Below are 21,230 nucleotides of genomic sequence, written 5' to 3'. Positions count from 1 at the left end.
CGAATGTGCTCGGTTTTCGCATAAGTCGAGCGCCGTGCCGATTCACCGTAGGTCGGCACAGTCCTACCACCGTGGCCGCAACGCATCGAAGCGGCGTTCTCGTCCTCATCATTTGCCCCCGCGGCGTTTTCCTACCTCCGGGCCGCGAACTGCGGCTCGCTCTTCAGCATTCAGCGAGCAGACGGCCGGCGACAGTGGTTGTCCGTTGCCGTTCGCAGCGGCAACGGACAACCGATCACTCAACGCTTGGCGAGGACCGACATCAGCGCCGGTTGGATGTCGAGCAGCGCGGCATGTCGGCGGTAACGGCCCACCGTACGGGCGAAATCGAGGAGATCCGCGCGGATTGTCACCGAGTCCACCGCGCTGATGACGTCGAGCAACGGCGCGATCAACGCGCACGCTCGATCCAGGTCGCCGAGCGCGGCGTACACCAACGCCCGCCGGGTGCCGAACCGCGCCCGGTCACGGTCGGACTGCTGCGGATTCCGCGACATCGCTCGGTCGAACAGTACGGCGGCGTCCTCGAGGTTGCCCAAATCGTAGTGACACCAGGCCTCGATGAGGACAGAGCGCTCGTGCAGGGCCGAGGGCCCCAGCTCGTTCTCCCCAGTGCGATGTGCGACGTCGTAAAGGTTTGCGGCTTCGTCCAGCGCTCGCATGGAATTCGAGTGGTCCAAGCCGATGGCATAGCCCTGTGCCGCCCCCAGCGCGGCCAGCCAGCGGATCCGGGGATGGACGGCGTGGTCGGCGAGCACTTGCTCGGTGAGATCGGTCGTCTCGGCGGAATCGCCGCGATACAGACTCAGCACCGCCCTGCGGACCAGCGCGTAGCTGACCATGTGCTCGTCGCTGACGGCGGAAGCGTGGTCGACCGCCCGCGTCGTCCACCACAGCGCGCCGCGCTCGTCGCCGCATTCCTGGGCCATCCAGCCGGCGAATTCCGCGGTACGGGCGGCGTGCAGCAGAAGTTGCCTGCGCAGCTCACCGGCACTGCGCAGAGCGGACGCGGCCGCGGCATGTTCGTGTATCACCGCCATGGGGAAAACGAGGCTGGGACTGCTGGTCCGGCCGAGGCGTTTGATCTCCTCGAACAGCGCGCTCAAGCCGGGTAGCGAGGCGGCGGAGCTGGTGGCTGTCGCGGGGAACGCGGTCACCGGCGGCACGCCGAAGTCCCCGATCCGGAACACACCGGACCCGTCCGCGTGCAATCGAACGTTCCACTCGGCATCCGAGTAGCCGCCGACGTCGATATCGAGATCCAGGTCCGGCTGTGCCGCCGAGGGCGCCAGCACCAGCAGGTCGCCTCCCGCGGACAGGACCGCGTCGCAGGCGCGCGCCAGCGCCGAGGACGGCGACTTCTGCCCATTCTCGACCCTGCTCAGATGACTCCTGCTGTAGTGCACGAGTTCGGCGAGTTTGCCCAGGGCCAGCCCCTGTTCGAGTCGACGCTTGCGCAGTTCTCGACCGAATTCAGCACTTGCCATAAGTATTACCTCGGAATCCGTTGCCAGCCGGAAATTCTCGCGCGCGACGAATTTTCGGCGAACCTGCAACCGCCCCTATGATCCAGGGCCGACCGAACACCACACCCCTTGTCGCTGCGAGTGTACCCCCGCGACTCCGCGCCGTCAGCGAATCCAACCGCTGGGCGGGCGGCTGCGCCACCGCCGTGCCGTACTCTGGCGATTCGGCGCCGAGACACGCCGAATCAGCCTATGCCAGCCGGGAATTGGGGACAGGATGGATACGGATCATCGCATCAAGCACCTCGAGATGTTGCAGTCGATCATCGCGCGATTGAGCCAGCAGTCGTTCACGGTGCGCGGATGGTCGGTGACCCTCGTCTCCGTGATATTCGCGCTTCTCACCACACAGGCCCGGCAAGGATCGGGCCTGATATTGCTGGCACTGGCACCGGCCTGGATCTTCTGGGGTCTCGACGGTTACTACCTGAGCCTGGAACGCCGTTACCGGGAACTGTTCGCATCCGCCGCGCGGCAACTACGTGAGCCGCTGGCATCCGGGCCGCTCCCGTTCGACATGATTCCCGATTCCGACCGGCCCGCACGCGATTTCGCGCGCGCGATCGTCACTCCGAGCGTGGCCGCGATTCCCGTGGTCTTGACCGCGCTGATCATCGGCTACCGGGTAGTCGCGGTCGTCGGCGGGTGAGCGGCGCCGTCCGGACATTCCCGCCACCAGTGCCGATGTAGGAGCGTACGGCGAAGCCCCTGGCGCTGGATGCGTCCAGGGGCTTCCGTATCGAAGCGGTTCAGCGCTTGGTCAGTTCGGGAGCCGTGGTCTCCGATCCCTCGACGGACTCCACCGGGGCTGCCTCTTCGTGCGCGGCGGCCCGGTTCGGCAGCAGCACCGCCATGACGATCACGATCAGCGCCAACGCCGCCGAGACGAGGAAGGCCAGGCGCATGCCGTCGAGATGCGCGGCGACGAGGTCGCTTCCCTCGGCGGCGAGCGACGTGGCGCGCGCCGACATCACCGTCACCACGAGAGCGGTGCCGAACGCCGCGGCGACCTGCTGCAAGGTGCCGAGCATGGAGCTGCCGTGCGAGTACAGATGCTGCGGCAGCGCACCGAGACCCAGGGTGAACACCGGGGTGAACGCCGCCGCCAGCGACACCATCAGCAGGATGTGCAGGGCCAGCAGCTGCCAGTACGGCATGGTCATCGAGATCTGAGTGAACCCGGCCAGCGCTATGGCGATTCCGATCGACCCCGGGATCACCAGCAAGCGACCGCCGAACCGGTCGAACAGGCGGCCGACGGTCGGCCCGAGCAGACCCATCGCCAATCCGCCCGGCATGACCAGCAAGCCGGTGGCCAACGGGCTGAGGCCACGCAGGTTCTGCAGGTACAGCGGCAGCAGAATCATCGACCCGAGCATGGCCATGAACGCCACCGACATCAGGATCAGCGCCTTGGTGTAGGTGGCCGACAGCAGCACGCGCAGATCGAGCAGCGGGGTACCGGTGCGCTGCAAGCGCAACTGCCGCCACACGAACAGGGCGATCAGCGCCGAGCCCACGGCGACGATGCCGAGCGGGCCCGCGAAGTCGTCGCTTTCGAACCGGCTGAGCCCGAACACCAGTCCGCCGAACCCGAGCGCCGCCAGCGCCACGCTGGCCACATCGATCTGCCCGGCTTGCGGTTCACCGACGTTCTCCAGCTGCCGCAGCCCCAGCCAAGTGATGACACCCGCGATCGGCAGCACCAGCACGAAAAGCCAACGCCACGAGGCGATTTGCAGAACACCACCGGAGATCACCGGCCCCATCGCGGGCGCAACCGAAATCGCCAGGGTGACATTGCCCATCACCCTGCCGCGGTCGTGCTCGGCCACCACCGTCATCAGAGTGGTCATCAGCAGCGGCATCATCACAGCGGTGCCGAAGGCCTGCACGATCCGGCCGAGTAGCAGCACCGCGAACGACGGCGCGACCGCCGACAACGCGGTACCGGCCAGGAAGACGCCCATCGCCGCGGCATACGCCTGCCGGGTCGACACGCGCTGCAGGAACCAGCCGGTGGTCGGGATGACCGCCGCCATCGTCAGCATGAACGCCGTCGACACCCACTGCGCCGCCCGGTCGGTGATCGCCAGATCCGCCATCAGGCGCGGAATCGCGTTGATCATGATGGTCTCGTTCAGGATCACCACGAAGGTAGCGAGTACCAGCACCCGAATGACGGTCGGTGTCCGCCCTCCCGAGGCTGGAACGGATGGTGCGGCGGACATCGGATACCTCCGGAGGCATGGGTCGTTGACAGAACATGTGGCCCTTCGCCGAGTCACCGGATCGCGTCCCGGCGCCACAGCTGTAGAGACGGTGTCGACTGCTCGAACTCATCGGGCGCGGGTCAGTATTCCGCCCGGCACCGACACAAATCACCCGGTTTTCTTGCCGATACACCCAGCACCCCTACTGGAAACCGCTGGTCAGGACCCTCTACAGCCCTACGCGAATCCCAATCGTGAGCCTGGTCACTCTAGGCGATCCGCGCTCGCGGACTGTCCCGACACGGAGTCCGAGTGAAAACCTGCCCGCCGCAACCCCGAACGCGACGCTCGCGCCGGGGCCTCGGCGTGTCGGCGGCATTGCCCGGCTACCGCGGCAGGCAGCAGCTAGGGCTCGAGGTCGGCCACTCCCTTGCCGGTCGAAATATCGAACGGCACAGAAGCCTGGTCGTGCGTGATCAGCCAATCGCCGTCGATCTTCCGGAAGCAGAGAGTGACCCGGACCCACATACCGTTCGTCGGCACCCCGTTCTGCAGCGTGCCACTGAGCCGACCGAAGGCGTGGCCGAATGCCACATCGTCGCTCACGGTGAGGGCCAGGTCGCGAACCTCATAGTTCACGTCCTGGAAGAACGTGAACGCGTTCGCCCAGTTCTTCGCTTTCGCGTCGATACCGACATGCTGCAGCGGAGGCTCGACGTCGAAGGAGACGACGTCCGTTGCGTAGAGCTTCTTCACGCCCTCGAGATCCTTGGCCCCGATTCCTTCGGCCAACTTGTCGATCCGCCGCCTGATCTCGGCTTCGTCCACTGCGCGTTGCGCGGGCGCCGATACCACCGGACCAACTCCGTGATCGTTGGCAGTCATTGCATCCTCCATTCGATGAATTTCCGGCCGCCAGGCGGTCTCTTCTGCGGGATCACCCGACGGCGGCCGCGGCAGCGGCGCGCAAAGGTGCGAGGGCGACGCTCCACGCGACGACCTGATCCAGCGTTTTGCCGAGGGCGGCGGCATGGTGCTCGCCCGGTACGAAGGTGGTGTGGTTCTCGAAATCGGTGAGCACCGAGATCGCGACCTGATAGCCCACGTCGGCCATGCCCAGCGTGCTGCAGACCGTCCGCAACTGCACCACCGCGCGGGCGCCGCCGTTCACGCCGTAGGAGACGAATCCGACCGCCTTGTCGGTCCACTCCGCGAACAGGTGGTCCAAGGCGTTCTTCAGCACTCCCGGGACGCCGCCGTTGTACTCCGGGGTCACCACCACGAAACCGTCGAACGGTGCGATGCGCTCCGCCCAAGCGCGGGTATGCGTGTTGACGGACGGGCCGAACATCGGCGGCACCGCTTCGTCCAGATGCGGCAGCGGGTGGTCACGCAGATCGATCAGTTCGAACTCGGCGTCGCCGCGCTGCGATGCTACGTCCAGGACCCACTGGGCGACCTGCGAGCCGTTACGGTTGGGTCGGGTACTGCCGAGAATGATGCCGATTCTGGTCATTTCCGGAACTCCTGCTTCGCTGAAAGTGTCACGACCTTCCGACGACACAGCCGTCCGGAATGTCAGGCTGTCTCACAAATCGGGTCGCTGTCTCGTCGATTCGGTAAGGGCCCGCGTCGACCGAAGGAGCCGATACCCATGACCGACCCGCACCTGCGCTCGGTGATCAGTGAACGCCGTCAACTGATCAATCTCGCCTACCGGCTGCTCGGCTCGTTGGCCGAAGCCGAGGATGTGGTGCAGGAGACCTACCTGCGCTGGTACGCGTTGCCCGAGCGGCAGCGGCAGGAGGTGGCGGCGCCCGGCGCCTGGTTGACGACGGTCGCCAGCCGCATCTGCCTCGACCTCCTCGGCTCGGCGCGTGCCAGACGGGAACGTTATGTAGGCGAATGGATTCCCGAGCCGTTGCCCGACCGTTCCGAATGGCTCGGTGGTCCCTCCCCTGCTGATCCCGCCGACCGGGTCACCCTCGACGAGTCGATCAGTATGGCGTTCCTCGTCGTCCTCGATTCCATGACACCGGCCGAACGGGTCGCGTTCGTCCTGCACGATGTCTTCCGCTACTCCTTCGCCGAGGTCGCCGAGATCGTCGGACGCACCCCTGCGGCTTGCCGCCAGCTCGCCTCTTCCGCCCGCCGCCGCATCCGCACCGCGCAGGGGCCGTCGGGAACCCGGCACGCCGAGGTGATCAGGGACTTCAAACGTGCCTGGGAGACACAGGACATCGAAGCTCTGATCGGGCTGCTCGATCCGAACGCGACCGCGACCGCCGACAGCGGCGGCCTGGCCCCGGCCTTCCTGCACCCGATCAACGGCGGCGAGCGGATCGCCCGCGCTTGGATCGAAATCGCCGCCCGATCTCCCGAGGTGAGGTTGCTCGAGCGCACGGTGAACGGCCAACCGGGCCTGGTGGCGCAGCTCGCCGACACCATCGTGTCGGTCTACGCCTTCGACATCGCCGACAACCGGATCACCCGCATCTGGGCGATCCGGAATCCGGAGAAACTCAGCCTCTGGGCAGCGGACTGAACGACTGCTCCGGGTCGAGAGTCGGCGGATCGCCGCAGGCCTCTTGACGCTGAAGGGACGCGCGAGCACGGTACGGGCCTATTTACAGAGCAAGGCGGTGCTGCCGACGGTCGAGTCCATCACGATGTACCCAGCAGGTTCGCACACGGCCCCCCCAGAACCGACTCGGATCAGCATCGACCCGCGGCGCGGTCGTCTGCGCTACGAGTCGATGGGCGAGGTGTTGAACCGCAACGGTATGGGTTTCAGCTGCCCGCGCTGCCGGTGGAAGGTCGCGCCCTGCGCAGTTCGCAGGCCAGCCGGTCGGCGTCCGGCCGGTCCTCGCCGAAACGGGCGCAGCCCTGCGAGGTGTAGCCCCGTTCGTTGTAGCCTTGCCGGTCGTAGCCCCACCTGTCGTAACCCCAGCGATCGTAACCCCACCGGTCGTACCCCCAGACATCGAAGCCGTCCGGGCCGTAGGGATCTTCCGGCTCAACAGTTTTCGGAAATGACGGAGTCGTCACGGGCGGTTCGGTCGTGACCGGCGGCACGGTGGTGACCGGCGGCACGGTCGTCACCGGCGGCACGGTAGTGACCGGCGGCACGGTCGTCACCGGCGGCGCGGTCGTCACCGGCGGCACCGTCGTCACGGGCGCGATGGTGACAGGTGCGGTAGTAGCCGGGGGTTGATCAGGGGTTGCGAATGCCGGTAAGACCAGCGCGGCCGGAGCAAGCACCACCGTCCCGGCGACTGCGGCCAGCAGGACCGACTGTCGAACCGTGCGCGGACTTCTCCTCCACTGAGACATCGTTGACCTCCAACTCGACATAAGCGCGCTCGCCGCACCCGAGTCCCCTATCGGTCGAATGTCCGAATTTGCTACACAGCAGGGCGTTTTGCTTCCCCACCCGTGACGGGGAAACCTGCTCAACGCGTGGAGATGGCCGAGCCCCTCCCAAGGTGTGGCCTGATCAGCACCACAGAGTTCGACGCACACGATCATCGGCATGTGCGCGCGTTCGCGAGATCAACTGCTGGCCAACGTTGCGCCGTTTCGAAACGAGCCACAGTGGACGCGGCCCGTGCTCGCGCATACACGGTGAACGGGCAGTCGGTCCTCGCGGCCCTCCGAACAGAGGTCGAGGCAGCGGGCTCGGCCTCAGCTTGCCGCCGCCAGCACCCTCCATACCTTTCTGGAACGCGAGCGGGCCTGCGGAGCCGCGTATTCGATTCGCTGGCGCGCTTCGTGGGCACTGATCCGCAGCAGATCAGTCAATAGCTCCACGGTGTCCCGATAGCCGGTGTCTGCGGCGAGGCCACGACGTTCGGCTTCGGCGACGGCTGCGCGCATGGCAGCATCCAGTCGCCTCCGACGGCGTTCGGTTTCGACGAGGGTGCGCAGCAAATCGACATCGGCCAGTTCCGGCCATCCCGGTGCTGGAGCATCCGGCGCCGCCGCGATCGAATGTTTGTTCACCCGAACCAGCCTACCTCAGTGTCGAACATATGTTCGACAATTCGATACGCCGAGCCTGGCGTCACTGTCGGTGCGCTATTGGCGGCCTGGCGGCGCGGCGCATTCGCACGGATTCGGCATGAGCGTTGATTTTCGTACCGGAACCTCGGCCCATCACACTCGGCGTAGACAGCATCGATCTCACACCGAGGCTCACTGTTCGGAATCATCATGGTGACGCCGTTGGACGACTCGGTCAGGTTTCGACACGACCGGTCGACGAAACGTTCGGTGGCGAATCTTGGCGTTTTCTTGGTGAGGTCCGATCAGTGGACCAAACGAATGAAGCCCCTGACCATATTTCCTGGTCAGAGGCCTATTCTTGCTCCCCCATCTGGACTCGAACCAGAAACCTGCCGTGACCGAACGAGCGTTCGATGATACTTCCCGACACTTCTCAAAACTCCCCATGAGCTGCGCAGATACTCGAGTTCGATCCCCCGACACTTCTCACTGAATCCCGACAGTTCGTAGTGAATCCGTGTCGTTTCCGTGTCGTTCGTCGAATGAGCGCAGCGGTCGACACAGATGCCCCACTCAGGCGAGAAAGAGGTCAGGCAGCAACGAGCAAGTCGGCGTGTCGCAAGGCGGCGCGCCGACAATCTTCCCGGTCAGCTACTCATTGGCAATCAATACCGGTTGCAGGATCCGGGCCGAGCTCGCATGCGCTCAGCGCACTGGCGTAGACAGTGCAGTGCTGACCGCGCGGGAAACCAGCGACGCCACCCACCTTTCCACCGCGTCCACCAAACCAGCTACGGACCGACGTCCATGTGGTGCTCGACTGGTTCATCAAAGAGATCGACCAGGCACGCTCGGCTGTCGTGACAGTCTGAACCACTGCGAGACAATAGGTTTGATCCGGACGGGGAATCCGCGTCTCGGCGTCGATTCACCTCGGACGCGACAGCACTTGTGAGCTGTCCATGCCCGCGCCCCGACAGGAACCGGCTAGGATTCGCGTCATGAGTGATGGGGGGACGCCAGCCTCTGGCCCGAATCTCTCTGTGGTACCCGACGAGGTGTGGGAACTCGGCAAGTACGTCTACGAGTTGGCAGATGCGCTGCGCGCTGCGCTGGATTCCGCCGCGAAGGACGTCGCCTCGCTTACCGACGGCAGCTGGACGGGGGATGCGGCCAACGAGTTCTCTGCGGGCTGGACCGATGTCCGTGATGGTGGCTCCCAGATCATGAACGCCCTGACAGGTATGGCGGAAAAGCTCGGAGTCACCGCCGATACCTATCGGGCACGTGATGAGAGCAACGCCGCGTCCTTGAACACATCGAGCTTGGATCTGCCATGAACTCACGATTTTCGGTCGATCTCGACCACCTCGAGGAGGTCGTCGCTCGCCTGTCAGGGCTCGCCGGCTTCATCGGCGAACATCTCGATGAAATCGATGGCCGGGTCGCCACGTTGACCGGCACTGGCTGGGAGAGCGTCGCCGCTCGGGCGTATGCCGAGGCCCACACTCAATGGGTCACCGGCGCACGCGAATTCGTTGAAGGCGTCAGGGATATGAGCGACGCAGCGAAGGCTGCACACACGCGCTATACCCGTGCCGTCGATACCAATTACAAGATGTTCAACGGGGGGTAACCCACCATGGGCGTACTGGTCATCGATTGGCAGACCTACTACGACGCCGCCAAGAAGTGCCACAGTCTCGCGACCGACCTCCGTACCGCCGACAAGCCGGTCCACGATGCCGTCAAAGGTGAGTGCGCTGGCATGGCCGGTGACGCACCGGGCTGTGAGCAATGGGGTAAAGCCTACGATCGCGCCGCCCAGGAAACGATGCAGACCTGCACGAACCTGGCCGACGCACTCACAAACTTCGGCAACATGCTCTACGCCGCCGGATACAACTGGGCACTGGCCAACAAGTCCAACCCGATGCCCGACCGCCCCACCGCCACGGCGATGTCGGAATACAAGGTGTCGATCCCGACATCAGTGGGAAGCAACGGCGACGGCGTCACCGAGGGCAACGGCAGCATCCCAGGCTTCTACGACGCCCTGGTCCGCAAGATCCAGGACGAGTTCGGCAGCAAGCTACCCAACGGCAACAAGGACAAGCTCGCCAAAGCCGCATCCACCTGGAAGACCTTCGCCGAACACCCCACCATCACCGGCGCCCCCGCCCGAATCACCGCAATCAGCAGCCTCTTCGACAACATCCAGGACAAGAAGGGCCTCGAAGCCCTCCTCGGACACCTCACCACACTGAACAGCGGTGCCACACAACTCGCCGCCGCATCCGTCAACCTCGCCGCGCCCGTCGGCGAATACAGCGAAGCCACCGCCGATGTCCGCGACAAATTCAAAGAAGCGGTCACCAACGCCCTGGTAGCGGCCGGAGCCACAGTCGTCATCGGGGTCGCGGCCTCCTGGATCACCGCCGCTCTCAGCAACGTCGCCGCGGGCGTCGGCGTTCTGGCGATCGCCGGCAACACCGCCCGAGTGCTCAAAAGCACCTACGACATCAGCAAACTCATCAGGATCATTGGCGCCGCAGCCGCGGCAACAGGCACTGCTGCCTTCGTCGTCACAGCGTTCGACAAAGTCCCCAGCCTCACCGATATCGCCGTCAAACTCGGCGCCATCATCGCCATGAAGGTGTACATCGATGACGACGGAAACCCCGTCAGCGAAGGTGACACCTCCGGCGCTCCTTCGAGCGCGGTCACCGACGAGATGGCAAGAATGCTGCGAGAGGGCATCCATCCAGGCGAAGACTGTTCCGAGATCGCAGAACACTTGAAGAAGGTTGCCGCTGGAGCAGGAGAGATACTCAGAGTGGATCCCGCTCCCGGGCAAGAGGTAACCGTCGAAGAATATGGACAACGTGAACAATTCCTATACCACGAGGTCTATACCGACGGAAAATATGTGTACGATCCCAGACACAGTCCAAACCCCATCCCTATCGAGCAATGGCGGAAGACTATTATGGGAGATAACCCCGGCGCCACAGTCAAGAAGGTAGGGTAATGAATTCTGGCGACTTCATCACTCGATTGAAGCGGTACGGAGACCTGGAGTGGTACCGCCATGCGGGCGGCACCGGCGACGACGGTACTCCCACTCCACCACTTGTTGTCTGGCGCTTTCCCGAACCTCAGCCGGCTCGCCTCGCTGAACTCTTGCACGAGGCCGCCTCCGCCGCGAATCGAGAGATCGACTGGCTGTTCGACACCACCCGACGAAACTGGGTACTCGTACCTTCACGAGTGATGGCAGAGAAAGAACGCCACGGACTGGCCACCGAAGCACAAGCTGTCGACCTACTGGTGCGGACAGACCCAGATTTCTGCCACCGGTCGGTACGTGATCTCGAGAGAATCATCGCGGTATTGGACCGATATTCCGGCGGCTGACGCGTCAAATTCACGCCACTAAAGACGGTGAGCAGCCTAATGGCGTACGTGTCATGCTGAAACGGACTGACCTCTCACCTGGTAATTGGCGACCCTGGCGGTAACCCGCAACCATGCATCCCGGCTCAGCCTAGCCTGCCAGACCTCGCAATTTTCCACAACCGCCAGCGCCACAACACGCCCCCCGCTCAGATAGGTGGGCAACCGAGCATCCGACTCGTGTCCTGAATCGAGTATTCGGACGCACGAAACCAGCGGAACATCAGAGCCCTTCAAGGAAGGGGGGAACCTTAGCGCACCGTTGTATACCAACTGGTGCTGGCCCCTGCCTCACGTGCTAGCGCATCAGCAACTGCACCGACCGTGGCGTGTACACGGCACCCCATCGGGATCTGGACTGGCGCCATCCTCGACGTTGGAACTCGCGGCAAGTTCACAATATCTTGGAGAACCCCAAAAATACGTCCGGCAACCCTGTATCCAGAGGCGCTCGCTAATACGTCACAAAGGAAATCTGCTGATACAACGTAAGAATAGCTGTTGCTGGATGAATTACATTGGAACTGGCAATCGACGTGGCCGAGCCAAAGAAGTACGCCTTTGTTGCCGGCCAATGGTGAGGTCTACACCAATATACCGCTCCGTAGCCCATGGGTCATGCCTTTGGCAAAAAGCGGCAAGATTTGTAGGGGTAAGTGCACCACCGCGACGACGGGGTGCCACAAATATTTCTGAATTTGCAAGTCGGGCTGAGCATCCGGTGGGACTCTCGCATCTCCCACGCGTTGCTACAAATCTCAACACCCACAAGGGCTGAGGAATAGCGACTACCCCAAGAGTCGGATGGTTGATTTTTCCAAGGGCCCATGAGGTCGTATCGAATAAGTTAGTGTGACTACTTTTGACTCGGTTACACCAACCGCATGCGAGTCTCAAGTTTTCCACCTCATTGTTGCCGCCTGCGGCCAGCGGTGTCACATGATCGATCTCAATGCACAGATCGCGGGATGTACGGCCACGCGGCCTCACGAAATCCACCAGTGCCAACGGTTCCGGTCGATCGATTGGGCGACCAAGGAATCGATCGCGGGCCGAATCTTTAAAGCAGTATCCACAAAGGTAGCAACGAGGCTCTGGCTCATTCATCGCCCATATATATTCATGCCATTGGAGCCCAAATGTGGGTCGCGGAACCCCCCTTCGCCCCTTAACCTCACCCCAAGCAAGATTCGTCAATTCTCGAGAGACCGATCGCAATTCGTCCTCAGGAGCTCGCGGCGCATCCTCGCGAAGTCTTCGAGAAATTTCACGGTAGAGGTGCGCGAACCGCATGTTTGAGTCTTCCGAATATCGACTCAGGTCTACTAATCCATCCACGTACCACCTTGCGAGCGTGCCGGAGAAATCGGCGGCCAACAACCATCCATTTTCCCCTAGCACGTGATCCGATGGCGCATGTGAAGCAAGTCTACGTAATGCGCTTTCAGACCATGCAGAGCCCCATGTGCTCGCTGCGACACGCAGAAAAGAGCTGAACTTGTCGACATCCATGTTACTTCGGCCTGTACTCGGTCCACTTGGGAAGCGATTCGGGATTCATCCTATATTCTCGCCAGACCTTGGCCCATTGCTTTCTGGTCGCGATGGCATCTTTCTTCACGCCATCGAGATGCCAATTTTTGTTGAAATAGTTACTACTCACACCTTCAAGCCAAGCATTGAAAGTTGTGTCAACGTCTTGTGTGGAATTTATCGTTGTACGCTGCGAGCGTAGATATGAGAAGTAGTCAGCAGCAAGTATCGTCAAACTGACCTTATTGAAGAGATTACTACTATCAGTACTTCCCCAAGCGTTATACTCGCCCATATCGGTCGCATTTCCGAAATAGTTACGCACATTCCAATAAAAGCTGATAAAGACATCTCTCCAAGGGCCATCAGGGCGACTCCACAGCTCATATTCTCTGCCTTCATCCGCCCCCGCAACAAGATCGCTCGACAGAAGATGATGCTCTCGCCAAACTCGAGCCCAGTCAGTCTTCTCACCGTAGAGACGTCCACCTCTAAGTTCACGAAATATAGTCACGAGACCTTTGAACACTGGCCACTGGAGGTGCACGGACTTATCGCCAGATATCCCCCGCTGAACTAGTCCACAGAATGGGCTCTTCTCAGACCTAGTAAGATACGCGACCGCCCGGGAGTCATCCAGCTTTATTCCGGCATGACGAAGACGGTCGGCGACCGGCTCCAACTCGTCGCGACTCAAGCTGGTTGCGACAATAGTACCGAGGAGAGCCTTGTTGAGTGGTGTAGCCTTTTGATTGACAACGACGAACTGAAATACGTGTTCGCTAGGACTCGAATTCATAAGTAGGGAGACCGGCAACTTCCGACTCGATTCCTCCAGAAGGCGATCTGTGGCCATATCCGCATCGCCTAGAGCGTCAGTGAGATCCATAATCCGCTGTCGCCCCTCGGGGCGGTCGAGCGAATCTAATGCGGCTTGCACAGCACCCCTGAGACGGTGTTGGCCATCAACCAGGACTATCGGATTCAGGTAGCTGATCATCACTTCTCGGGTGAATCCAAGGAAGTCTTCTGTATCATAGGCGGGCCCAAGACGATCGAGTACATCTATGCGTGCTTGTAATTCCTTGTAGAAATCCACAAGTTGCGTTTCCTCGGACAGAACCACACCCGCGACTTCCCCCGGCTCGTCATCCGGCGCAGACTCCTCATCGTCCAACAATTCGGCGGCATCGCCATTGTCGTTCGACTCACTATCTTCACTAACTAATCCATCGAGTTCCGCTACTCTACTATTGAGCTCGGCTATCCGCTCAATATCAGGAAGGACAGATTTCAACTCTGGCACTCTACTCTCGAACCTGTGCGCAACTTCACGCATCAAGTCAGCCAGACTGAACTCGGAATAATCCTCCGCGTCGATATATACTATACCGAACTCGGGAGACTCCGGCGATGATTCAAATCTCACTGATGCCTCGTCTTGCACAGCAGCCAGCAGTGGATTCTGAACAATGTTCCTATGATCCTTGTAGAATGCTGTCAGTTCACGTATTCTGCTGCGGTCTTCTCCTCTTTGAAACCCGATCGACTCTCGCTCATCCAGCCGTCGTCGTTGGGGTATACCAGACCATCGCTCAATCTGCGTTGCTGGCGACGAGAAGAATACTAGTGGTGCCCCTTCAGGTGTCTGACGCGTTATGTAAGCCGGATACTGAAAACTGTGGGTCCCCATGCCACTCCTTCACCGGGGACGACCATCGCGATCGTCCGCTTCGCGTGAACATATCACTTGCGATCATCGTACTTCTGGCCAAGTGACTGAATGGCACTGCGTGCCAGCAAGTCTCGCCGACTGTTAGACATGCGACGGCTGAGACCGTGTCACACGGCGTCGAGCTCACTAGTTCCTTACCGCTGGTGAGGGTGGTAGCGCGGGCGCATCCCGCTACGACCGCAAAGCAACCCACTCCTTCGCCTTGGTTGAGCCGGTGATAGCCGGTCAGCCACACGACTGTGGGTGCTCGATGGTCAAACGGTCGCGCTGAGGTGCTCGGACGATTCGACATCTTCGCGGCCGATATGGACGGCAACACCGCGGTCGCGCACCTATTGCCCCAGCTCGACGACTATTGATACCCGGCCTTTTCGGCGTGCCGCCGCTTGTCGGATTTGCATCGACGCGACCACGTCGCGATCCGATCGCCGGAACTGCTTGCATGAGCGGTTTCCATGCCTTGGCCTCGCTGGTGGGGCCGCTGCTCCCACGGTTTCCGACGCGGCCGGACCAGTACGTGGGCCTTCGAGCCAGCACATGCCGCGGTCGCCTGGCCTGGTCCGATCAACCTTGGGGGTCGTATGGACGCCGCAGGCGACCCCAAATCAGCCTGCGTCATGCGCCGCGCGATGCAGCCGCCGCAGACGGACCCAATCTATGCGGTATCGCCAATGCACCGTCGCACGGTGATCCCGGACAGCCGCCCATGACGACACCATCGCGTGACTCGCGAAGTCCACAAGCTTCGAAGCGCGGTGATGGCATGCTTACGCGACATCATCCGTCAAACCACGCCGCTCGTCTACATTTCGAGCGGCATCAAGGCGCACAGCCTGGCTGCGATCTCGCTAGCCGGCACGGTGCCAATGCCCGTCGATGCATCCCATGACAGTCGTATCGCTCCGGCGACTTGGCTCTCCGAGATTCCTGCTGCATGGAGGACGTGGCTCGGTCCGTAATTCTGTGAAGTACAAGCTGATCCGTTGGATACTGCAACCAAATCCTTCAGCGCAACGACCGCGGCCTCCGAGTCGACGCCCGGGACGGAGAAGTTCAGGACGCTGGGTACTGTTCGATCTGGATCACCGTTCATGGTGATGCCCAGAGGCATAAGCGCATCCAGTAACTCGTTCTTAATAGCTTCGCAGACCTTCTTCCTCTCATCGGCCTCATCTAGAGCCAGCGCCGAAGCGAGGCCGAGGCCAGCGATCAAGGCAACCGGCAACGTACCAGGACGAAGGCCGCGCTCCTGACCACCTCCATGCATCAGCGGCTGAAGGGGCGGCCTCTTGTAGCGACGGCGGCGCGCGATCAGCGCGCCCACCCCTTTGGGTCCCGCGATTTTGTGACCAGATACCGACAACAAATCAATACGCGGCAGACGGAGCGGTTCGATTAGTTTGCCGAAAGCCTGCGCGGCGTCAACGTGAAAGTATGCGTCGTGCTGAGCGAGCGTGTCCGCAATGCCCTCGATAGGTTGAATGACGCCGGTCTCGTTGTTGACCGCCATGACGGACACCAGAAGCGTGTCGGGACGCAGCGCTTCAGCCACAGCCTCAGGCTCGACCCAGCCGCCAGCAGTAGGTGCAAGGAAGGTGACCTCGAAACCTCGCTGGGCCAGTGCCTCAAGTGGTTCCAGCACAGCCTTGTGCTCGATCTGCGTCGAGATGATGTGCCGCTTGCCAGCATCTACCCCATGGGCCTCCAGACCGAGGATCGCTAAATTGTTGCTCTCAGTAGCCCCGCTGGTAAAGATCACATCGTCGGGTTGCGCGCCAACCACCGTCGCTACTTCCCCACGAGCACGGAGGACCCGCTCTTTGGCGACTTGTCCATAGCTATGTGTCCGGCTCCCGGCGTTGCCGAACTCGTGGGCCATGTAGGTCAGCACTTCATCGGCGACTCGGGGATCAACCGGAGCAGTCGCGTTGTAGTCGAGGTAGACCGGTCGCCGCCGACCGTCGGGCGCCCCGCCAGGGTAACCGGCGGTAGAGGTCACTACTGTCATGCCGGAAGCGTACCCGCCCATACGGACCATCGTTCGGATCGAGGCGTCGTGTTGTTCGGACCGACACATCCGAACTGTGGTAGAAATCTTGGCGTGGCGCAGTCAACGATCTACGAACCTCGGAGTGGCACAAGCGCCCCGCCGCGGTCCCATGAGTTCGAGTATGTCTTTCCCGCGATACGCGGCGTCCAAGCCGGGCGCGAGTACTACGTGACGATGTGCCCGCTCCGGCTCATTCCGCGCCTCTTCCTGTTCGACGAGGAGGAGCTGCCGCCTGAGATGCGCGCGCAGCGAACTTTGAACAAGGCGCGGGTGCCGGAGATGGCTCGCTATATCGTCGGAAATCCGGATAGCTACATATTTTCCGCCCTGACAGCTTCAGTCAACGCCGAGGTACGGTTTACGTCCTTCGTCACCACCAGTAGCTCATCGGAACGTGTCGGTACACTGACCATTCCAATGTCTGCGAAGTTCGTTATCAACGATGGGCAGCACCGCCGGGCTGCGATCCAGCAAGCTCTTACTGAGAATCCTGAACTGGGCGACGAGAGCATTGCGATCGTTATGTTCATTGATGTTGGTCTCAGCCGCTGTCAGCAGATGTTCGCCGATCTGAACCGCTACGCTATCCGTCCCGCGAAATCGATCGGGGTTCTCTATGACCACCGCGACCCGATGTCGGCGATTTCGAAGCTGGTGGTGATGCAGTCATCGTTGTTCAGAGATTTAACCGAGATGGAAACGAGCAATCTCGCCGCTCGTTCGCGCAAGTTGTTCACTCTGTCGGCGCTGTACACAGCCAACCGGGCATTGCTTGACGAGATCGAGCCGGGGTCCATGGAACGCCGGGTGGATCTCGCTACCACGTACTGGCACACCGTTGCCGATCAATTTTCCTCATGGCAGCAGGTATATCGGGGCGAGGTGAGCGCGGGAGAGATCCGACGAGACTTCATCCACAGCCACGGAATTGTGTTACATGCACTCGGTAAAGTTGGCAACACGCTCTTACGTAAGTCAACCGACCCTTCTGCCTGGAAGTTGCAGCTGCAGAAGCTCCGACACATCGACTGGCACCGTTCCAACTCAGCCGCTTGGGAAGGACGGGCCATCGTTGGCGGCAAGGTGACCAAAGGAGCTGCCAATGTCCTTCTGACAACTGCCCTGATCCGAAGTGTTTTGAGCCTCCCCCTGACTCCAGAGGAGCAGCGTGCCGAGGATGCCTTCAAGCGAGGAGACAAATGACAGCGAGCCTGCCGATCCGCCCACGCTCAGCATTCGATGATACGGGCTTCGCCGCAACAATCGCTGCGCTCGTTACTCAGACGCAGCAGCTGTACTTGGCGGACAGTGTGCCCTGGGTTGTCGGCTATTCAGGCGGCAAGGACTCGACGGCGGTCCTCCAGCTAGTATGGTTGGCGCTCACAGGGCTTGAGCCCGATCAGCGAACAAAGCCGGTCCACGTCATCAGCACCGACACGCTGGTCGAGAACCCTGTCGTGGCCGCTTGGGTGACGCATTCGCTTGAGGTCCTAGAGGAAGCGGCCAACCGTCAAGGATTGCCAATCACGCCTCATCGCCTAACACCCGCAGTGACCGACACCTTCTGGGTCAATCTCATCGGTCGCGGCTACCCAGCACCACGGCCCAAGTTCCGGTGGTGCACAGAGCGATTGAAGATAAAGCCGTCGAACTCATTTATCCGCGAGGTGGTACGCTCCCACGGCGAAGCCATTCTTGTACTGGGCACCCGCAAAGCCGAAAGTTCGGGGCGATCACGCCGAATGACAGATCTAGAGACTCGTCGTGTCCGCGACCTGTTGAGTCCTAACGCGACATTGCCGAACTGCCTTGTTTACTCGCCTGTGGAGAACTGGTCGAACGACGATGTCTGGACCTTTCTGATGCAGACGTCAAACCCGTGGGGTTATTCCAACAAAGAGCTATTAACCATGTATCAGGGCGCGTCGGCCGATGGTGAGTGCCCACTCGTCGTGGATGCCAGCACGCCGAGCTGCGGGGACAGTCGTTTCGGTTGTTGGACTTGCACTTTGGTCGAGAAGGACAAGTCTATGGCGGCCATGATCCAAAATGACGAGCAGAAGGAATGGATGCTGCCTCTGCTGGAGCTGCGCAATGCACTGGATGTGGCAGACGACCGGCACTTACGCGACTTCCGGCGAATGAACGGCTCTGTTCAGCTCTTCCACGACAAGCCAATTCCAGGCCCTTACACTCAAACAGCTCGCAAGGACTGGCTGAAACGGCTGCTTGATGCTCAAGCATGGGTCCGTCAGAACGGCCCAGACTATGTGCGATCACTAGAACTTGTCACGATCGCTGAGCTGGAGGAGATTCGGCGTATATGGGTCGTGGACAAGCATGAGTTCGAGGACGAACTGCCTGCTATCTATGAGGCGGCCACCGGACAGTCGTACCCCGGTCGGCCACTCGACGAGCATCTACCACTTGGATCGGACATGATCGACTCTCTCAAAGAGGTTGCTGGTGCAGACCGGTTGCATTTTGAGCTGGTGCGCGATTTGCTCGATATCGAGCAGCGTCACCGAGCCCAGGTTCGCCGTGCCGGACTGTTCGAGCAGCTTGAGAAGGCGCTGCGGCGCGGCTTCTACGACGATGAGGAAGACGCCACCGCCCGGGCACAGACCCGTAAGGCAGCCATGGAGCGGAAACGTCCGGAACCAGACACCGCACCGCCAGATCCACTTGACGTCGCCGACGGCTATGTGCAGATCACCACGGAATCGGAACCTGCTCAGTGATCCTCAAAGAACTCGTCCTCCACAACGTCGGAACTTTCGCCGGCCGCCACGCAATAAATTTGGCGCCTCCCTCGCCAAGTAAACCGATCGTGCTTGTGGGTGGGTTGAACGGCGCAGGAAAGTCGACCATCCTTGAATCAATCCAGCTGGCTTTCTATGGCTCCCTGACACACACGTCAAGCCGCAGGCAGGGAAGCTATGAGGCCTACCTGCGCGGCCTCATTCATCGGGGCGTTCCACATAATGAAGGTGCCGCCATCGAGCTGACGTTCAAGTCGCACCGAGAGGGGGTCGAGCACACTTATTCGGTGCATCGCAGCTGGCGTAGCACCGGCGCGTCCATCCGTGAAAGCCTGCACGTCTCAGAGGACGATTGGCATAGTGAGGCTCTAACATCGACGTGGAGTGAGCACGTCGAAACCTTCCTTCCACGTGGCATTGCAGGACTCTTCTTCTTCGACGGTGAGCAGATCGAAGCCCTAGCCGACATGGACCGTTCGCGCCAGGTGCTCGGCTCGGCGTTGGCAGCGCTGCTTGGCCTTGATCTAGTCGAGCAGTTGGGAACTGACCTCGCGGTCCTCCGTCGCCGCCAGAAGGGACTCCAGGTACCCGACACGCTGCGCCACACAGTCGAGGAACAACGACAGCTCGTCACTGCCTACCGCCAGGCCGAGGAGGCGGCGATTGAGGCTGAAGCCTCAAGGCGTAACGAGGACGAGCTTTGCCAAAAGGTGCTTTTTGAAGCCACTGAGCGATACCGCGCTGCGGGTGGTGATCTACTTGAGCAACGCGAGGCTGCCGAAGCGACGGCGGCCACGGTACGGGCAACTCTAGGCCGCTGCGAAGAGGAACTTCGCCATGAGCTCGGCGGTAGTGCACCACTTCTGCAACTCGGCGCCCTACTCACGCAGCTCTCACAACAGACGCGCCTCGAAGCCGTAGCCAAGCGTGAAGCGCTGCTGGTCGAGGCTTTTATGGTTCGCGACGGTGAATTGCTCCAGCAGCTCCGAACCGCTGAAGTCGATGCAACCACCATCAAAGTAGTCAATGAACTGCTTACTCAAGACCGGGCTCGTCGGCAGACAGTAATAACAACCGAGGAAATCGCTGGGCTTGCCAACACGGCGAATATGGACGCTTTGCTGGCAACAACGCTTCCCAACGCCAAGAACCGCCTTCAGGCACTCGTAGATCAGCGGGCGAGTCTACGGGCGGAGTTAGACCAAGCTGAGCGAGTCTTAGCTGCCATGCCGGATCCAGAGGCGCTGGAGCATTTGCGGCAGCAGCGCGAGGACGCCCGCGCCGCCAGCCTGCGATCGAGTGCCGCGCTGGCTGTTGCTACCGAACTGTTGCGGACGGCACGTGCCGACCGGGCGAAGGCCCAGGCCGCCTACGAGGCTGCCCTCGATAGAGCAGCGCATGCCAACCTAGCCGCTGACGACGACCGACGTCTCATCGAGCACATCGACAGGGTTCGTGCCACTTTGGAAGGTCTGCGTGTCAATGCAACTCACCGCCATGTGAACCGGATCTCGCAACTGATCTTGGAAGCACTTGGCAAGCTTTTCCGCAAAGAGCACCTGGTCACCGACGTCCAGATCGACCCTGAAAGCTATGCCGTATCTCTAACTGGTGTCGACGGCCGTCCTCTGCCAGCTACTGCTCTGTCGGCCGGTGAGCGGCAGCTTCTCGCCATCGCGTTGCTGTGGGGGCTAGCTCGGGCATCAGGTCAACCTCTACCAGTAGTAATCGACACCCCACTTGGGCGTCTCGATCGCTCTCACCGCGGGCATCTGCTGGAACGATATTTTCCGCAAGCCAGTCACCAGGTCATCCTGCTCTCCACCGACACCGAGATCGATCGAGATGCCTTCGAACGCATTGCGCCATACATCGGTCGCGCTTACCGCCTGGAGTTTGACCCTTCCAGGAACGCTACCGCTGTTGAAGACGGCTATTTCCGGGAGTGAG

General features: G+C 61.3%; 19 protein-coding genes. 10 read left to right on the top strand and 9 right to left on the bottom strand.

All coding sequences use genetic code 11. The features are described 5' to 3' along the window. Positions 1-239: 239 nt before the first annotated feature. The gene (locus tag ACIHAX_RS13025) at positions 240-1,487 is read right to left on the bottom strand and encodes a helix-turn-helix transcriptional regulator (RefSeq protein ID WP_355072533.1); all 1,248 of its coding nucleotides are present in this window, start codon (positions 1,485-1,487) and stop codon (positions 240-242) included. Positions 1,488-1,743: 256 nt separating this feature from the next. On the opposite strand from ACIHAX_RS13025, the gene ACIHAX_RS13020 reads away from it, so the two are divergent. Then, positions 1,744-2,175, top strand: a complete 432-nt coding sequence (locus ACIHAX_RS13020; RefSeq protein ID WP_355072531.1) for a hypothetical protein — start codon at positions 1,744-1,746, stop codon at positions 2,173-2,175. A 100-nt stretch (positions 2,176-2,275) separates the two neighbouring features. Here the strand turns inward: ACIHAX_RS13020 and ACIHAX_RS13015 are convergent, their stop codons facing one another. The 3 genes from ACIHAX_RS13015 to ACIHAX_RS13005 all read right to left on the bottom strand — a co-directional run bounded on the left by ACIHAX_RS13015 (position 2,276) and on the right by ACIHAX_RS13005 (position 5,255). Then, positions 2,276-3,757, bottom strand: a complete 1,482-nt coding sequence (locus ACIHAX_RS13015) for an MDR family MFS transporter (RefSeq protein WP_397277447.1) — start codon at positions 3,755-3,757, stop codon at positions 2,276-2,278. A 387-nt stretch (positions 3,758-4,144) separates the two neighbouring features. Beyond that, entirely contained in the window at positions 4,145-4,567 is a 423-nt protein-coding gene (locus tag ACIHAX_RS13010) for a YybH family protein (protein WP_397277445.1), read from the bottom strand. Between the two features lie 109 nt (positions 4,568-4,676). After that, positions 4,677-5,255, bottom strand: coding sequence for an NAD(P)H-dependent oxidoreductase (locus ACIHAX_RS13005; protein WP_364427448.1), 579 nt, complete (start codon positions 5,253-5,255; stop codon positions 4,677-4,679). 138 nt (positions 5,256-5,393) lie between these two features. Here ACIHAX_RS13005 and sigJ point away from each other — a divergent pair, with 138 nt between their 5' ends. Next, positions 5,394-6,284 (top strand): RNA polymerase sigma factor SigJ, encoded by an 891-nt coding sequence (gene sigJ / locus ACIHAX_RS13000; protein WP_364427445.1) that lies wholly within the window; start codon positions 5,394-5,396, stop codon positions 6,282-6,284. Positions 6,285-6,529: 245 nt separating this feature from the next. On the opposite strand, the gene ACIHAX_RS12995 is transcribed toward sigJ, so the two are convergent. Next, a complete protein-coding gene (locus ACIHAX_RS12995; RefSeq protein WP_355072520.1) occupies positions 6,530-6,787 on the bottom strand; it encodes a hypothetical protein in 258 nt (85 codons plus the stop codon). Positions 6,788-6,800: 13 nt separating this feature from the next. Between ACIHAX_RS12995 and ACIHAX_RS12990 the strand changes: the two genes are divergently transcribed. Then, a complete protein-coding gene (locus ACIHAX_RS12990) occupies positions 6,801-6,953 on the top strand; it encodes a hypothetical protein (protein WP_364427439.1) in 153 nt (50 codons plus the stop codon). A 470-nt stretch (positions 6,954-7,423) separates the two neighbouring features. On the opposite strand, the gene ACIHAX_RS12985 is transcribed toward ACIHAX_RS12990, so the two are convergent. Next, on the bottom strand, positions 7,424-7,741 hold the full coding sequence (locus tag ACIHAX_RS12985) for a DUF222 domain-containing protein (RefSeq protein ID WP_364427436.1): 318 nt from the start codon (positions 7,739-7,741) through the stop codon (positions 7,424-7,426). A 1,004-nt stretch (positions 7,742-8,745) separates the two neighbouring features. On the opposite strand from ACIHAX_RS12985, the gene ACIHAX_RS12980 reads away from it, so the two are divergent. Genes ACIHAX_RS12980 through ACIHAX_RS12965 form a run of 4 tightly spaced genes read left to right on the top strand, consistent with a single transcriptional unit; the run spans position 8,746 to position 11,161 of the window. Then, the gene (locus ACIHAX_RS12980; RefSeq protein WP_397277440.1) at positions 8,746-9,084 is read left to right on the top strand and encodes a WXG100 family type VII secretion target; all 339 of its coding nucleotides are present in this window, start codon (positions 8,746-8,748) and stop codon (positions 9,082-9,084) included. Continuing rightward, the gene (locus ACIHAX_RS12975) at positions 9,081-9,380 is read left to right on the top strand and encodes a WXG100 family type VII secretion target (protein WP_397277438.1); all 300 of its coding nucleotides are present in this window, start codon (positions 9,081-9,083) and stop codon (positions 9,378-9,380) included. Before ACIHAX_RS12980 ends, ACIHAX_RS12975 begins: the two co-directional genes overlap by 4 nt. Positions 9,381-9,386: 6 nt before the next feature. Beyond that, a complete protein-coding gene (locus ACIHAX_RS12970; RefSeq protein WP_397277436.1) occupies positions 9,387-10,775 on the top strand; it encodes a hypothetical protein in 1,389 nt (462 codons plus the stop codon). Beyond that, positions 10,775-11,161 carry a hypothetical protein gene (locus ACIHAX_RS12965; RefSeq protein ID WP_397277434.1) on the top strand — a complete coding sequence of 129 codons (387 nt, stop codon included), beginning with the start codon at positions 10,775-10,777 and terminating at the stop codon, positions 11,159-11,161. Before ACIHAX_RS12970 ends, ACIHAX_RS12965 begins: the two co-directional genes overlap by 1 nt. 552 nt (positions 11,162-11,713) lie before the next feature. Here the strand turns inward: ACIHAX_RS12965 and ACIHAX_RS12960 are convergent. The 3 genes from ACIHAX_RS12960 to dndA form a co-directional block, all read right to left on the bottom strand. Continuing rightward, the gene (locus ACIHAX_RS12960) at positions 11,714-12,307 is read right to left on the bottom strand and encodes an HNH endonuclease (RefSeq protein ID WP_397277432.1); all 594 of its coding nucleotides are present in this window, start codon (positions 12,305-12,307) and stop codon (positions 11,714-11,716) included. 406 nt (positions 12,308-12,713) lie between these two features. After that, on the bottom strand, positions 12,714-14,426 hold the full coding sequence (locus ACIHAX_RS12955) for a hypothetical protein (protein WP_397277430.1): 1,713 nt from the start codon (positions 14,424-14,426) through the stop codon (positions 12,714-12,716). A gap of 844 nt (positions 14,427-15,270) precedes the next feature. Then, a complete protein-coding gene (dndA, locus tag ACIHAX_RS12950; protein ID WP_397277428.1) occupies positions 15,271-16,476 on the bottom strand; it encodes a cysteine desulfurase DndA in 1,206 nt (401 codons plus the stop codon). A 93-nt stretch (positions 16,477-16,569) separates the two neighbouring features. Here dndA and dndB point away from each other — a divergent pair, with 93 nt between their 5' ends. From dndB to dndD, 3 genes are read left to right on the top strand one after another with little or no spacing between them, the layout of a single operon-like run. Beyond that, positions 16,570-17,721: a DNA sulfur modification protein DndB gene (gene dndB, locus ACIHAX_RS12945; protein ID WP_397277426.1), complete on the top strand. Its 1,152-nt coding sequence runs from the start codon at positions 16,570-16,572 to the stop codon at positions 17,719-17,721. Next, positions 17,718-19,259 carry a DNA phosphorothioation system sulfurtransferase DndC gene (gene dndC / locus ACIHAX_RS12940; RefSeq protein WP_397277424.1) on the top strand — a complete coding sequence of 514 codons (1,542 nt, stop codon included), beginning with the start codon at positions 17,718-17,720 and terminating at the stop codon, positions 19,257-19,259. The genes dndB and dndC overlap by 4 nt, the downstream gene beginning before the upstream one ends. Next, the gene (gene dndD / locus ACIHAX_RS12935; RefSeq protein ID WP_397277422.1) at positions 19,256-21,229 is read left to right on the top strand and encodes a DNA sulfur modification protein DndD; all 1,974 of its coding nucleotides are present in this window, start codon (positions 19,256-19,258) and stop codon (positions 21,227-21,229) included. Before dndC ends, dndD begins: the two co-directional genes overlap by 4 nt. Position 21,230 lies beyond the last annotated feature (1 nt).

It is taken from the genome of Nocardia sp. NPDC051929, assembly GCF_044548645.1.
GTDB lineage: Bacteria > Actinomycetota > Actinomycetes > Mycobacteriales > Mycobacteriaceae > Nocardia > Nocardia sichangensis.
Note: the sequence above shows the minus strand (reverse complement) of the source record. Positions and strands in the feature narration are given on the sequence as shown.

What these genes read in the sequence shown, in the direction of transcription:
- sigJ (WP_364427445.1), top strand. Translation starts at nt 5,394, where the DNA reads ATGACCGACCCGCACCTGCGCTCGGTGATCAGTGAACGCCGTCAACTG.
- ACIHAX_RS12980 (WP_397277440.1), top strand. Translation starts at nt 8,746, where the DNA reads ATGAGTGATGGGGGGACGCCAGCCTCTGGCCCGAATCTCTCTGTGGTA.
- ACIHAX_RS12955 (WP_397277430.1), bottom strand. Translation starts at nt 14,426, where the DNA reads ATGGGGACCCACAGTTTTCAGTATCCGGCTTACATAACGCGTCAGACA.
- ACIHAX_RS13025 (WP_355072533.1), bottom strand. Translation starts at nt 1,487, where the DNA reads ATGGCAAGTGCTGAATTCGGTCGAGAACTGCGCAAGCGTCGACTCGAA.
- dndC (WP_397277424.1), top strand. Translation starts at nt 17,718, where the DNA reads ATGACAGCGAGCCTGCCGATCCGCCCACGCTCAGCATTCGATGATACG.
- ACIHAX_RS13020 (WP_355072531.1), top strand. Translation starts at nt 1,744, where the DNA reads ATGGATACGGATCATCGCATCAAGCACCTCGAGATGTTGCAGTCGATC.
- ACIHAX_RS13005 (WP_364427448.1), bottom strand. Translation starts at nt 5,255, where the DNA reads ATGACCAGAATCGGCATCATTCTCGGCAGTACCCGACCCAACCGTAAC.
- ACIHAX_RS13015 (WP_397277447.1), bottom strand. Translation starts at nt 3,757, where the DNA reads ATGTCCGCCGCACCATCCGTTCCAGCCTCGGGAGGGCGGACACCGACC.
- dndA (WP_397277428.1), bottom strand. Translation starts at nt 16,476, where the DNA reads ATGACAGTAGTGACCTCTACCGCCGGTTACCCTGGCGGGGCGCCCGAC.
- ACIHAX_RS12960 (WP_397277432.1), bottom strand. Translation starts at nt 12,307, where the DNA reads ATGAATGAGCCAGAGCCTCGTTGCTACCTTTGTGGATACTGCTTTAAA.
- ACIHAX_RS12970 (WP_397277436.1), top strand. Translation starts at nt 9,387, where the DNA reads ATGGGCGTACTGGTCATCGATTGGCAGACCTACTACGACGCCGCCAAG.
- ACIHAX_RS12975 (WP_397277438.1), top strand. Translation starts at nt 9,081, where the DNA reads ATGAACTCACGATTTTCGGTCGATCTCGACCACCTCGAGGAGGTCGTC.
- ACIHAX_RS12965 (WP_397277434.1), top strand. Translation starts at nt 10,775, where the DNA reads ATGAATTCTGGCGACTTCATCACTCGATTGAAGCGGTACGGAGACCTG.